Here is a 13,048-nt window from a genome sequence, read left to right as displayed (position 1 = left end):
GCGAGGAGCCTGGGATGTCCGTGTGTGTCGCATTGCGTCGGGCACCTCGGTGCCGTTCCCCGGGACGCCCCGGGGCGTCCGCCTCCCGCTGCTCCCCGGCAGGCTCGGGGCAGGAACGGCGCGGCGCACCGGGTGGGGACGGCCCCGGGGGAGGGCTGCGCGCCGCGCCCCAGGTCGCGCCGTCCACCTCCGACCCCGCACGGACCGGGGCGGATGCCGATGCCGGTCGCATGTGCAACAGGGTTTTTCCAAGAGCGCGTCCACATATTTGCGATGTCATCACCACCGCTCTATGAGGAGACATCATGAGCACGTCAACCAGCCCCCAGGAGCTGCTGCGGGACCCGCCGCCAGGACTTCGCTTCCGCCGGAGCCTTGCGGTGTCCCTCGCCCTGGCCCTGGGCGCCACGGGCGTCAGCGCCGCCGTCGCCGTCACCAAGGTCACCGAGACGAACAAGCAGCAGCTGACGGCGGTCGGCCCGGTGAGCAGCAAGTACGGGTTCCCGGCCTGGTACGAGGACCGGACCGGAACTCGGCTGGAACTGTGCGACGACGGCACGAACCCGCTGTGCGGCCTGGCCCCGGAGGAAGGGTTCGATCCCGAGCAGCCTCTCGCGCTGCCCGGCAACTTCCCCCACGAGATCTTCTACATGCTGGCCGGGTCCGAGCTGGACCTCCCCGGCGGCGGGAGCGCCGTGCTCACGCTCGGGCTGGAGGCCGCCTTCGCCAACGAGGTGGCGCCCGGGGAGCAGATGGTGTTCGCCCGGCAGCGTCTCGTGGTCAAGGACGGCCCGGCCAACAGCACGCTCTCCTTTCCCCACCCGTACGGGACCATCGAGGTCGACACCGACGCCGAGGGCAACGCCAAGCTCGTGGAGGACATCTCTCCCGCGGTCGGCAACTTCGAGACACCACTGGGGAGCAACCTCGGACCGTTCCTGAAGTGGGACACCGGGGCCCCCGCGGGCTACCTGGGCAACCCGGACGTGCCGCACCGGATCGTGGGCGGGCTCCGGACCACCTTCTCCGTGTCCGGCACGAACGCGGCGACGGGCGAGGCCGTCGCCGCGAGCACCGACCAGTTCACCGTCCAGGGCAAGATCGCCACCAACACGGGGGTGAAGGCCGAGCAGGCCGTGGCCACCTCGGACGCCACTGGCACGTACCTGGACGTCTTCGCCACCAGCCGCAGCGACACGCTCGAGGTGTCGGGGCAGGGCATCGCGACCACTCCCCTGGAGAAGGCGCCGGGGACCTCCGAACTCGCCTACGCCCGCGTGAAGGTCGACGGGGCGCTGCCGGGCGAGGTGACCGTCACGAACCTCGCCGACGACCCGCAGAGCACCAGCACGGTGGGCGTGAGCGACGTCTCCGTGCCCACCTCGGCCACCTACGACGGCACGAAGCTGACCGTCGTGGCGAGGACGACCTCCGGGTCCGCTCCGAAGGTCGACGGGTTCGGGGACACCGCGCCCGGCGCTGACGGCACCTACCAGGGCTCGTTCGACACCGTCGCTCCCCCGGTGAACGTGACCGTCTCCACCGGCACCAGCAAGGCCACCGTCCCGGTCGTCGTCACCGACGGCCCGGTGTCCCCCGTCGGGGTTCCTGCACCCCCCGAAGGCGAGGACCCCGGTCCCGTGACGGAGACCGAGGGCGGCACTCCTGGCACCGGCACTCCCGGCACCGGCACCGGCACTCCGGCCGCCGACGCCGAGGAGCCGACCGCTGCCATCGCCCCGCTGACGGCCTCGGTGCCCCGCGGCATCGCCACCGAGCTGGACGGCAGCGGCTCGAAGGACAACGCCGGCGCCGTCACCTACGAGTGGTCCCAGGTGAGCGGTCCCGAGGTGGCGTTCGACCGGAAGGACGTGGCCAAGCCCAAGGTCACGGTTCCCTTCTTCACCACGACCGGTGCCGCGGCACCCGTGGCGCCGGACGCGAACCCGGTGCTGCAGCTGGTGGTCACGGACGCCGCCGGCAACACGAGCGCCCCTGCGACGGTCACGCTGAACAGCGACGACCAGATCACCATCGCTCCGGGTGCGAGGTTCCGGGCCGGCAAGGAGTTCCGGCTCGGCGGCACGGCCGTCGTCCAGGGCGCTCCCACGCTGCTCCAGCCGCCCACGTCGGTCAACGTCTACGACATGGCCGCGGACGGGACGTCCAAGCGCAAGCTCGGCACGGCGCAGGTGGACACCCTGGGCAACTGGGAGCTGAGGCTGCGGCCGGCGCCCAACGGCACGGTCGCCAACGTGCTCGTGCAGTCGACGCGCGGCGGCGAGGCGAGAGGGGCGGTCGCTGCGGGGTGACGTTGACCGGATAGGCCACTCCCCGGGCCGGGCCCGTGCTCCGAGAACTCTCGGAGCACGGGCCCGGCCCGTACCCCTCCCCGGACGTGCTGTGCCGACCCGTGCCCCTCCGGGCCGGTGCGTGCCGGGACCGCCTCCCGCGCCGTCGTCGGCCGCACCGGGGAGTCCACGCGGCTCGCCGGGGTTCTGCCTCCTGACGAGGACGAGGGCAGGCGTGGCCTGGCGGGGTGAGCGGCTTCTCCGTCGGTCACCGGCCCGCACGCACGGACCCGCCCTGCCCGGCTGGGCAGGGCGGGTCGTGGTCGGCCGGTCCTGGTCCGCCGCGGCCGGCGCGGCGGGGCTCACCCCGCCGGTTCGGGCTCCACCTCGACGTCGTCCTCCGCGTGGAGCTCCTCGGTCTCCTCGGTCTCCTCCGCCCCGGGATCCTCCTCGGCGCCCTCGTCCTCGTTGCCCACCGGCATGTTCTCGAGGGCTCCGGCCATCTCGAGGAAGTCGCCGCTCCGGAAGGGCGTCCGCTCGGGCGCCCAGCCGTTGGGGGCGTTGAGGAACGACGTGCGGTCCAGGGAGAGGATGCCCAGGATCACCTCCGCGACGATCCTCCCGCCCACCGGGCCGAGTGTTCGCCCACCGAGGAGCTCCGCCTCCTTGAGCACGTAGAACCACAGCGGCGCCCGGCCCTTCCAGCGGGGGTCCGTGAGTCCGAGCCTGTCGTTGGGGATGGGGGCCACGCCCATGGCCCTGGCGACGTCCTGGCCGGCCGGCAGGCCGAGCCGCTTGCCCCGCAGCAGGTTGCGGTGGGCCAGCGAGAGGATGGCGCCGTCGACGTGCTGCACCACGGTGGGTGGGAGCTCGTCGAGCGGGAGCGCGAGCTTGGTGTCGATCAGCCGGGTCATGTTGCGGTCGTCCGGCATGCTCATCCCGGGGACGTCGAAGAAGTAGTTCCAGTCGGCCCGCGCGATGGTGGGCAGCGGGCGGGACCCGCGGAGGTCGTTCGACGGGTTCCCGAAGAAGGGGATGGTGACCGCGTCGTGCATCTCGTACTCGGCGCGGATCATGCTGTGCCCGAACCGGTACGCGGCCACCGAGTACTCGATGGGCATCATGGGGCGCTTGGGGTTGCCGGGCTTGTAGAACTTGCAGTCCACCCCGGTAGGCCCGCCCCGGCGGGGCCTGAGCATGCTGTCCACCAGGGCCTTGCCGGCGATGCGGGGGAGGAAGTCGTGCACGATCAGCCACTGGAAGTGCCAGCGGACCAGCCGCTGCGCCTCGTCGAACGTCCTGCCCTCGTCGACGAGCTTGTTGTGCAGCTGCAGGAAGGCGAGGTGGAACTGGGCGACGATGAGGTTCTCGTCGTTGCGGTGGTCCCCGATGACCGCCGTGCCGTCGGCGTTGCGGGGCAGATCCGGGAAGCCGTCGTGGTTCCGGCCGATGCGCAGGCGCCGCGGATCCGCCGGTTCGTAGAGCTGCGGGTCGGCGGCCGGCCCCCGCCCGTAGACGGATGCCAGCTCGAAGAACGGGGTGTCGAAGTTGGTGAGGCCCTGGGGGTCCACCTCCTGCAGCGGCATGGGCGTCCGGTCGAGCGTCATGTCGTGGTCGATGAACTGCCCCAGGTAGGCGTAGCCGGCCGGGATGTCCGGGTTGTCGAACCCGTCGTTGCTCAGCGAGACGTCGGCCAGTGGTGGGGTGCGGTCGACCATCTGCTGGGCGAGGTCGGCGAGGAGCTCGTCGCTCGGGGCGAAGGCGGGGAGCTTCTTGAACATGACACCGAAGCGCCCTTCCTTGGCCCGCCCCGCGGTGATCGCGATGTCGGAGCCGCGCGGTGCCCCCACGCCGTGGCCGGACCGAGCCGCGCTCAGGACCGGAGCGGCCGCGGGCCGGGCCGCGGGCGCCGTGGGCGCGGGCTTTCCGGGTGCGGCGTGCGCCGTGCCGGCGGCCGGCAGCGCGGCCAGGCCGGCCATCACCCCGCCGAGAACCCCTCGGCGGGAGATGCCCCCGGACGCCGTCGTCTCCTCCGGCACGCGGGTCCTCTTCGTGGCTCCCATCGGATGTTCCTCTCCCCCAGGCGTTGCATGTGCGAACAGGAAACGACGCAGGTCTTGGAAATACCTTGCGGAACTCCTGTTCGTGACACGGGGGAGCGGGTCCGGGGCGAGGGGAGTGGTTCGTCCCGGGCCCGCCGCGGTGTCCCGCGGTCGGCGGCGCTAGGGCCAGGGCAGCAGGACCGTGGCCTCCAGGTCCTCGGCCGGAACACTGCCGAAGTGGCGGGAATCGACCGACACGCCCCGGTTGTCGCCCATGACGAAGACGTGGCCCTCGGGCACGGTGACCGGCCCGAAATAGGTGCCGTCGATCCGGCTGCGGTCCACGAACGGCTCGTCGACCGCCACGCCGTCGACGACGAGGACGGCGTCCTCGATCGCCACGGTCTGACCACCGGTGGCCACCACGCGCTTCACGGTCGTGCTGCCGTCGTCCGGGTGGGGGAACACGACCGTGGTGCCCGCGGACACCCCGGCGGGGTCGGGACCCGGTTTCAGGAGCAGCGCGACGCTCCCCTTCCCCAGGGTGGGCTCCATGCTGTCCGAGGCGACGACCACCGGCGCCACCAGCCAGATCCGGGCGGCCAGGACCAGGGCCAGACCGAGCAGAACCGCTCGGAACGTCCACCGCCCGGGGTGCCGGCGCCGGTCCCCGGCCTCCTGGACCGCGAGCGGGACCGTGCTCAACGCTGCCATGTCGGCTCCTCTTCTCGTCCCGGAACAGCGGCTCCGCCGCTTCCGCTCGCCTGCGGCGTCGACATCACGTCACCTGCTGGGACGCTGCGGCTTGGGCTGCGTCCTGCCCGACGTCTTGGTCGGGGTCGGGGTCGGCGTGGATGACGGCGTGGGCGTGGGCGTGGGCGTGGGTGTCGGTGTCGGTGTCGGTGCAGCCGTCGCGCTGGGCGTGGCCGACGGTGACGGTGCCGGCTCGGGCACGGTGGCGGTCGTCCCCGAGGGCACCGCCGGGGCCGCCGTCATCGGGTCGTTGGGGTCCGGGTCACCGGGTTCCCCCACTCGGAACTGCACCATCATGTCGTGGTCCTCGTGGACCAGGTTGTGGCAGTGCACCATGTAGCGGCCCTGGTGGGGCCCGAACTTCACGAGGAGCCGGACCGTCTCGTTCTCCCCCACGTAGACCGTGTCCTTCGGCCCCTTCTCGTAGGCGAACGGAGCCCTGCCGTTGCGGCTCAGCACCTTGAAGTCCACCAGGTGGATGTGCATGGGATGGAACCATCCGCCCGAGCTGTTCTCGAACTCCCAGATCTCCATGGCGCCCAGCGGCACCTCCGCGGCGACCTTGCGGTAGTTGCTGGCGATCACGTCCGCCCAGGTGACCCCGTCGATCGTCCACGTGCCGTTCTCGCGCTTGACCCGGAAGCGACGGGTCCTCGTGGCCTGGCTCTCCTGCAGGCTCATCACCTCGCTGCCGACGAGCGTGGTGGGGATCCTGTTCCAGCTCGGGTCCGCGGTGTCCACGGGTTCGTCCACGACGTCGAAGGCCATGATCTTGTTGGTGTAGTCGTAGTCCACGTTGTTGTCGTTGGACAGGTTCTGCAGCTCGATGCGCTGTCCCGTCCGGTACTTGCTGAAGTCCACCAGGAACTCGTAGCGTTCGGCGCCGGCGTGCCGGTACTCCCGGACGGGCTGGGCCGTGGGCATCAGGCCGCCGTCCGTGGCGACCATGACCAGCGGGTCGCCCGTGCTGAGCCTGGGCCGGAGGGAGCGGGAGATGCAGCAGTTGAGGAGCAGGAACCGGTAGACCCGCTTCTGCACCTTCATGACGGGCCAGGGCCTCCCGTTGACGAGGATGACGTCCCCCCACAGTCCCGACTGGCTGTTGTCCTCGTAGCCCAGGGCCCCGTTGGCCGCGAACATCGCGTCGGAGACCGTCAGCGCGACGTCGTACTTCCCGCGCGGCAGGAGCCGCTCGGAGTTGGCGTCGTGCATGTGGTACTGCCCCGCCAGACCCGAATAGGCGTTGAGCGCGGTGTGATGGACCCCGTGGTCGTGGTACCAGAGGGTCCTCGCGCCCTGGAAGTTCGGGTACTTGTACGTCTTCTGGAATCCCGGCCGGGTGATGTCGCTGGCGTAGCCGTCGTACTGGGGCAGCGAGGCGGACCCGTGCAGATGTGTGGAGGTGTCCAGGCTGTGCCCTCCGAGGGCGTGCCTGGCCGGCAGCTGGTTGACCACGGCGAGCTCGACCTTCGTGCCCTGGTAGACGTCGATCGTGGGTCCGGGGAAGATGCCGTTGTAGCCGAGGATGGGCGTGAGCAGACCCGCCTTGGGCAGGATCTGCGCCGAGGCGGCCTTCTCCACCACCGTGTAGTGCCGCACGGTCTTGCCGTCCGCGGGATCGACGGTGTCCGGCGACGAGGGCCCCAGCACCGGGGCCTGGACGAAGGCGGTCCGGAACGGCCGGGGCATCAAGGAGTCGGCGAGCGCGCTCGCCGACTTGGCGTTGACCGCCGTGGTCGGCACGCCCAGAGCCGCGCCCGCGACCCCCAGCCCCCCCAGCAGCAGGACGTTTCTTCTCGAGACAGCCATGATGTCGTTCCCCCTTGGACCGGGGCCGCTGCGCTGAGCTCGGCCCCGTGTGCTTGGACAGTGCGTGTGGGGGAACGGCCCGGCCCCCCGGACGGGCCGTTCCCTGCGGCCTGCGTCCTCAGCCGCCGCTGTGGTGATCGGTGCCCATCGAGAGACGGACGTCGCCGGCGCCCTCGAGGGTCAGCTCCAGGGCTTTGTCCGGCACCTCGAAGACCAGCTCCGCCTGCAGCGTCTCGCCCTGCGCGAGCGAGGCCGCCGACGACGACGCCCAGACCACCGGCGCGCGGCGGCCTCCGAGCCGGTCCACCGCGTAGTCGTCCGCGGCGAACTCGAGCCCGCCCGGATCCATGGCGGTGAGCTCCAGCAGCACGACCACCTGGTGGGCGCCGCGCGGGACGTCGCCGGTGAGCTCCGCGGGAATCTCGCGGCCCTCCAGAGCGGCGAACTCCGTGTAGGGCATCACACCGTGCAGCCGGGCGAGCCCGCCCGGCACGGTGCCGGAGGCGCCGAGCATCGTGCTCGGCTCGTCCTCCGCAGAGAGGAGACCGCGCCCCAGCACCAGGAGGAGCGCCAGCAGGAACAGTGCCGGCGGCATCCACCGCCGGCTGCGTTGCCGGACCGACGGCGCGTCCGTGGTGATCGATGCTTCCTGAGTGGTCATGACACCACGCTCGGGACACGACCTTGGAGAAACGTTGCGGTGACGGCTGCCGGCCCGGGAGCACCGCCCGCCGGGCCGGCGCCCCGGGCGTTCATGACGATTCGTGGCGTCGCCCGCGGGGTGCGCGCCGGATCAGCGGGTGCACGCGCTCGCCCGACGCGCGTCGCTCCCGAGCGCCCGGACCCGTGCTTCCGGGGCCGGCGGTCCCCACCCCCCGATTTGGGGGGTGGGGACCCACCCCGTCCGGGGCTGACGGACAGGGGCGGCCGCCCACCACACTGGGGCCACTTCGGGGGGAGTGATCATCGTGAACATGTCAACCGTCAACGTACGATCCGCAGCCGGGGCCACGAAGGCCCGGCTGTCGGTGCAGGTCATCGGACCACTGGTGGTCCGGAGGGGGAACCGGGTCCTGGCGTCCAGGGAACTGGGCGGGCCCCGGCAGCGGCAGATCCTGGAGATCCTGCTCCTGCAGCTGGGGACACCCGTGTCGAAGCACCGGCTCGTCGATCTGCTCTGGGGCGGGCGGGCACCGGCCGCGGCGCTGACGACCCTGGAGAGCTATGTCAGCGTTCTGCGCCGGCACCTCCAGCCCGGGGAGTGCAGGAGCGGCCCGCTGAAGACCACGAACGGCGGGTACGTCATGGACGCCTCCATGGTGGAGCTGGACCTCTCCCGGTTCGACCGCCTGCTGGAGGCGGCCCGGCAGGCCGCGGCACCGGAGGCGCACGCCCTGCTCCGGCGAGCCCTGGACATGGCCTCCGCACCGCTTCTCGGGGACGAGCCGGACTCGGAGTGGCTCGAGGGCCAGCGCAACGCCTACACGGCCCGCGTGACCGAGGCCCGCGTGCTGTCGGCCGAGACCGGCCTGGAGCTGGGCCGCTGCCCGGAGTCCGTCGCCCAGGCGCGGAGGGTGCTCGCGGGCGATCCGCTGCACGAGCGCGCCTGGACCGTGCTCGTGCTGGGGCTGGAGCGCTCGGGCCGTCACGTGGAGGGCCTGCAGGAGTACGACCGCTGCCGCCGGATCCTCGGCGAGGAGCTGGGGTGCGCTCCGGCTCCTGCCGTGCAGGCCGCCTACGGGCGCATGCTGCAGGCGACGGCGACGACGGGCAGCGAGCTGGGACTGGCCCTGTCCGCCCTCCTGGTGCTGCACGGCCCCTGCGGTGACACGGAGTGGTTGCCGGGCGCACCGCCTCCGCTGGCGCGCGAGGAGGCCGCCACGGTCCTCCAGGCCTTCCTGGGGCGCACCCTCGCCCCGGCCGGCTGAGGAGGGCGGCACGGTGGACCGATGCGCCGGAAGATCGCCCCGGAGAGCATGCCCCCTTGTCAAGCGCCGAAATGAGGACAGGTGCCCACCTGGCGGCAGGGATTTGCGATCGGCATACTACTCGTACGTAATGCACGGGTTGCCGGGGGGCTGGTCGGACATGGCCGAGGGGCTGGGGGAAGGGCGCGATGCGCGCACCTCGATACTGGTGGTCGACGACCACACCACGTTCGCGGAGCTCCTGACCGGGGCGCTGCGCCAGGAGACGGACCTGCACGCGGTCGGCGTGGCCGACGACGTCGAGTCGAGCGTGCGCCTGTGCGGCATGCTGCGGCCCGACGTCGTGGTCATGGACTACCACCTCTCGGGCGGCAACGGGGTGACGGCCTCCGCGCGGATCCTCCGCGAGCGGCCGGGGACACGGATCGTCATGCTGACCGGGGACCCGGCACAGCACGTGCTGGAGGCCGCGGCGGCCACCGGGATCTGTGCCTTCCTGCCGAAGGACGGCTCGCTCGCGACGCTGCTCGAGACCATCCGCAGCGCCCGCTGCGGCACGATGGCGGTCCACCCGTCGCTGCTGGCCGCGGACCACCCCAGCCGCCGTGGGGGCGCCGCGGTGCCGGCGCTCACCCAGCGCGAGCTGCAGGTCCTGCGGCTCATGGCCCAGGGCCACAGCGTGGGCACGAACGCCCGGCTGCTGAGCATCAGCCCGAACACCTGCCGTGGCTACGTGAAGACGATCCTCGCCAAGCTGGGGGCCCACTCCCAGCTCGAGGCGGTCGCCGTCGCCTCCAGGCTCGGCCTGCTGACGGGCCGGTCATGAGGCGCCTGCTCTCGCGCCCCGAGCGCCCTGCGCACACGGCCGGGGACCTGATGTCCGACTGGCCGGTGTCTCCACCGGCCCTGGCCACGGACCGGTCCGAGGTCCGGGTCGCCGTGCAGAGGTTCCTGCTGACCGGCCTCCTGGTGCTGCTCGTCGCCGCGGTGCCCGCGACCTGGTGGATCCGGGCCGTGGCCGAGGAGCATGCCGTGGAGCACGTCCTGCGCGTCACCCAGCGGTTGGCCGACTACGCCGTGGCGCCCTTGATCACCGACGAGCTGCTCGAGGGCGACGCGGCGGCCACCGCCCAGCTGGACGTCCGGCTGCAGCCCTGGCTGGACGACGGCACCATCCACCGCATCAAGATCTGGGACGAGGACGGGACCATCGTCTACGCCGACGAGCACGAGCTCATCGGTCAGAACTACGGCCCGCCCTCCTGGGACGACGATCTCGTGGCCCGGGGCGAGGGGATCGCCACCGTCGAGCACCAGCAGGGCGCGGAGAACGCGCACGAGTCCAGTGCAGGGCGGCTCGTCGAGGTCTACGTCGGATTCGTGCCGGTCGCCGGGGAGCAGCTCGTCTTCGAGGCCTACTACGACGACGCGATCGTGCGGGACGAGCAGCGCTCGGTGCTCATGGGCATGGCCCCCGCGCTCCTGCTGACGCTGGTGCTGTTCCAGCTGGCCCAGCTCGCCCCGGCCGTGGGCCTCGCCCGGCGAATCCAGGACCATCGGGCGGCCCGGGCCCGGCTGCTCCAGCACGCCGTGGACGCGGCCGAGCTGGAGCGGGTCCGGGTCGCCCGGGACCTGCACGACGACGTGATCCAGGACCTCGCCGGACTCTCCTACGCCCTCGAGGCCCAGGAGATGCATGCCGGTCCGGAGCAACGCGGCGTGCTCGGCCGCACCCGTTCGATCCTGCAGGGCAGCCTGCGCACGCTGCGCGGGATCACCACGGCTCTCTACTCACCCGACCTGCTGACCCTCGGCCTGCCGAAGGCCATGTCGAACCTGGCGGAGCCGCTCGCGCAGCGGGGGGTCGACACCAGTGTGCAGATCGATCCCGCCGTGTTCCTCACACCGGACCAGGAGGGGATGTTCCTGAAGGTGGCCAGGGAGGCCATCGCCAACATCTCGAAGCACGCCCACGCCTCCACGGTCACGCTGCACCTCGGCGTGGAGCACGGAGCCACGGTGCTGACGGTCAGCGACGACGGCACCGGCTTCGACGACTCCGGCTCGTCGCCGGAGGGCCATCTCGGGCTGCGCATCATGCGGGACATCGCCGACGCCGCGGGGGCCGAGCTCTCGATCCGGTCCCGGCCGGGGGCGGGGACCACCGTGGTGACGACCCTGCCCCACGACGCGGTGACCGTGCGGCTCTGACACCCCCGTGTCCTGTCCCGGCCGCCCCGGACACGGGGGTCGGCGGCGGGAGCTCAGCCGGTGGCGCCGGCCGGCAGGTCGGCGGTCATGTCCTCGACGTAGCGGCGCACCTCGGTGCCGAACAGCTCGATGCTGCGCGTCATCCGGGCGTGGTCCAGGGTGCCCACGGCGTACTTGAGGTCGAAGCGGGCGGCGCCCAGCGCCGTCGAGGAGCGCACGATCTTGCGGGCCACGGTCTCCGGGGAGCCCACGAAGTAGGCGCCCTCCGGGCCGCACATCGCGTCGAACTCCGCGCGGGTCAGCGGGCCCCAGCCGCGCTCCCGGCCGATCCGGGCGTGCGTGTAGGCCTGGTGCGGGAAGAACTCCTCACGGGCCTGCTCGTCGGTCTCCGCGACGTAGCCCGGGGAGTGGAAGGCCACCGGCTGAGGCTCCTTGCCGAAGTGCTCGAGGGCCTGGCGGTAGTAGTCCGCGAAGGGCGCGAAGGCGGCGGGGCTCCCGCCGATGATCGCGAAGATCACGGGCAGCCCGTAGTGGGCGGCGCGCACCACCGACTGGGGCGAGCCGCCCACGGCGATCCACGCGGGCAGCGACCCGGACTCGGTCCTGGGGTGGACCTCCAGCCCGCGGATGGGCGCGCGCAGCCGGCCCTCCCAGTCGATGACGCCCTCGGTGCGCAACCGGTCGAACAGCTGCAGCTTCTCCTCGAACAGGGCCTCGTACTCGTCGAGCGGATAGCCGAACAGGGGGAAGGACTCGGTGAAGGACCCGCGCCCGAGGATGACCTCGGCGCGCCCGGAGGAGAGGGCGTCCACGGTGGCGAAGCGCTGGTAGACGCGCACCGGGTCGTCGGAGCTGAGCACGGTCACGGCCGAGCCCAGGCGGATCCGCTCGGTCACCGTGGCGATGCCCGCCAGGACCGTCTCGGGCGAGGAGACCGCGAAGTCCTCCCGGTGGTGCTCGCCGATGCCGAAGAAGTCCAGGCCCACCCGGTCGGCCAGCGTGGCCTCGGCGACGACGTTGCGGATGACCTGGGCGCCGCTGAGCATCCGCCCGTCCGGGCCGGGATAGAGGTCGCCGAAGGTGTTGAGGCCGAGCTGGAGGGTCATGGCGGTGCTCCTCGTCGTGATTTTGTGGATGCATCCATAAAAGTCGCGGCCGGACGGTTCTATTCCAGGTGCCCGCCCCGGCCCGCCGTCCCGGTCAGCGCGTGAGCCATCCCCAGGCGGTGTGCTTCTCGGGGCCCGGGACGCCGCTGACGATCCAGGCGATGTCGTCCGTGGAGAGCGGGAACGGCGGCGCCGCGTCCTGCTCGGCGGCGGGCTCGAGCTCGTCCACGTGCTCGAGGCTCCACAGCTCGGCGAACAGCTGAGTCGGCCCACGCCGGTCCAGCAGCCGCTCGCGCACCTCCTCGGCCTGCTCGTCCAGGAAGTCCTGCAGGAACCCGGAGAGCTCCGCCGCGAAGCCGTCCGCGCACGCCTCCGCCGGGTCGATCTCCCACGTCCGGCGCACCACCGTCAGCGCCTCGTCATCACTCAGGGCGGCGCCGTCCCGGCGGGGGTCGGGGACCTCGGCCGGTGCCGGCTCGCCGGCGGCGACGGCCAGGAACCGCTCCTGGAGGGCGAGCAGCGCGGCCACCGTCAGGAGGTCGTCCACCCGAGGACCGGGCCCCGTGGCGGGGCGGCCCGGACCGCCCTCATCCGCCACCACCCCGTCGTCGTCGCCCCCGGCCCGAGGGGCGAGGAGAGCCTCCCAGGCGTGGCGCACCCAGGCCCAGACGCGCTCGGGGCCGGCGGAGCGGATCGAGGACGGGCGCCATCCGGCGGTGGCGGCGCGCCACCGCCCGTCCAGGGCGGGCTCGCCGGGGGCGGCCGCGGAGGGACCCGTGGGCTGGACGGGTTCGGGGGCGGGATGGCTGAACACGTGCTGCTCCTCGGTCGGTCGGGCAAGGCGGATCCGCCCCCAGCGTAGGGCCCTGCCCCGCCCCGCACCCGGGCGGAGCGGTCCGCGACCCACC

At 72.4% G+C, this 13,048-nt stretch carries 10 protein-coding genes; 4 read left to right on the top strand and 6 right to left on the bottom strand.

The window, feature by feature from the left end:
- The first annotated feature begins 305 nt into the window (after window positions 1-305).
- Window positions 306-2,312, top strand: a complete 2,007-nt coding sequence (locus PU704_RS00950) for a hypothetical protein (protein WP_277549749.1) — start codon at window positions 306-308, stop codon at window positions 2,310-2,312.
- A 341-nt stretch (window positions 2,313-2,653) separates the two neighbouring features.
- On the opposite strand, the gene PU704_RS00945 is transcribed toward PU704_RS00950, so the two are convergent.
- The 4 genes from PU704_RS00945 to PU704_RS00930 all read right to left on the bottom strand — a co-directional run bounded on the left by PU704_RS00945 (window position 2,654) and on the right by PU704_RS00930 (window position 7,556).
- On the bottom strand, window positions 2,654-4,354 hold the full coding sequence (locus PU704_RS00945; RefSeq protein WP_277549748.1) for a peroxidase family protein: 1,701 nt from the start codon (window positions 4,352-4,354) through the stop codon (window positions 2,654-2,656).
- A 159-nt stretch (window positions 4,355-4,513) separates the two neighbouring features.
- Window positions 4,514-5,047, bottom strand: a complete 534-nt coding sequence (lepB, locus tag PU704_RS00940) for a signal peptidase I (RefSeq protein ID WP_277549747.1) — start codon at window positions 5,045-5,047, stop codon at window positions 4,514-4,516.
- Between the two features lie 69 nt (window positions 5,048-5,116).
- Window positions 5,117-6,895 (bottom strand): multicopper oxidase family protein, encoded by a 1,779-nt coding sequence (locus tag PU704_RS00935; RefSeq protein ID WP_277549746.1) that lies wholly within the window; start codon window positions 6,893-6,895, stop codon window positions 5,117-5,119.
- Window positions 6,896-7,013: 118 nt separating this feature from the next.
- Window positions 7,014-7,556: a hypothetical protein gene (locus tag PU704_RS00930; protein WP_277549745.1), complete on the bottom strand. Its 543-nt coding sequence runs from the start codon at window positions 7,554-7,556 to the stop codon at window positions 7,014-7,016.
- A gap of 313 nt (window positions 7,557-7,869) precedes the next feature.
- On the opposite strand from PU704_RS00930, the gene PU704_RS00925 reads away from it, so the two are divergent.
- The 3 genes from PU704_RS00925 to PU704_RS00915 all read left to right on the top strand — a co-directional run bounded on the left by PU704_RS00925 (window position 7,870) and on the right by PU704_RS00915 (window position 11,034).
- Window positions 7,870-8,823: an AfsR/SARP family transcriptional regulator gene (locus tag PU704_RS00925; protein WP_277549744.1), complete on the top strand. Its 954-nt coding sequence runs from the start codon at window positions 7,870-7,872 to the stop codon at window positions 8,821-8,823.
- 130 nt (window positions 8,824-8,953) lie between these two features.
- On the top strand, window positions 8,954-9,649 hold the full coding sequence (locus PU704_RS00920; protein ID WP_277549742.1) for a response regulator: 696 nt from the start codon (window positions 8,954-8,956) through the stop codon (window positions 9,647-9,649).
- Window positions 9,646-11,034, top strand: a complete 1,389-nt coding sequence (locus tag PU704_RS00915) for a sensor histidine kinase (protein WP_277549741.1) — start codon at window positions 9,646-9,648, stop codon at window positions 11,032-11,034. Before PU704_RS00920 ends, PU704_RS00915 begins: the two co-directional genes overlap by 4 nt.
- Window positions 11,035-11,087: 53 nt before the next feature.
- On the opposite strand, the gene PU704_RS00910 is transcribed toward PU704_RS00915, so the two are convergent.
- Together PU704_RS00910 and PU704_RS00905 are read right to left on the bottom strand one after the other, a co-directional pair.
- Window positions 11,088-12,140: an LLM class flavin-dependent oxidoreductase gene (locus PU704_RS00910; RefSeq protein WP_277549739.1), complete on the bottom strand. Its 1,053-nt coding sequence runs from the start codon at window positions 12,138-12,140 to the stop codon at window positions 11,088-11,090.
- 94 nt (window positions 12,141-12,234) lie between these two features.
- Window positions 12,235-12,954 carry a hypothetical protein gene (locus tag PU704_RS00905; protein WP_277549737.1) on the bottom strand — a complete coding sequence of 240 codons (720 nt, stop codon included), beginning with the start codon at window positions 12,952-12,954 and terminating at the stop codon, window positions 12,235-12,237.
- Window positions 12,955-13,048: the final 94 nt, after the last annotated feature.

The organism is Kocuria oceani, assembly GCF_029524215.1.
In the GTDB taxonomy this organism is placed as follows: domain Bacteria; phylum Actinomycetota; class Actinomycetes; order Actinomycetales; family Micrococcaceae; genus Kocuria; species Kocuria oceani.
This window is presented reverse-complemented; position numbering and strand designations above follow the sequence as displayed.

Coding starts and splice junctions, on each gene's coding strand:
- PU704_RS00930 (WP_277549745.1), bottom strand. CDS start 7,556: ATGACCACTCAGGAAGCATCGATCACCACGGACGCGCCGTCGGTCCGG.
- PU704_RS00950 (WP_277549749.1), top strand. CDS start 306: ATGAGCACGTCAACCAGCCCCCAGGAGCTGCTGCGGGACCCGCCGCCA.
- PU704_RS00935 (WP_277549746.1), bottom strand. CDS start 6,895: ATGGCTGTCTCGAGAAGAAACGTCCTGCTGCTGGGGGGGCTGGGGGTC.
- PU704_RS00915 (WP_277549741.1), top strand. CDS start 9,646: ATGAGGCGCCTGCTCTCGCGCCCCGAGCGCCCTGCGCACACGGCCGGG.
- lepB (WP_277549747.1), bottom strand. CDS start 5,047: ATGGCAGCGTTGAGCACGGTCCCGCTCGCGGTCCAGGAGGCCGGGGAC.
- PU704_RS00945 (WP_277549748.1), bottom strand. CDS start 4,354: ATGGGAGCCACGAAGAGGACCCGCGTGCCGGAGGAGACGACGGCGTCC.
- PU704_RS00925 (WP_277549744.1), top strand. CDS start 7,870: ATGTCAACCGTCAACGTACGATCCGCAGCCGGGGCCACGAAGGCCCGG.
- PU704_RS00910 (WP_277549739.1), bottom strand. CDS start 12,140: ATGACCCTCCAGCTCGGCCTCAACACCTTCGGCGACCTCTATCCCGGC.
- PU704_RS00920 (WP_277549742.1), top strand. CDS start 8,954: ATGCACGGGTTGCCGGGGGGCTGGTCGGACATGGCCGAGGGGCTGGGG.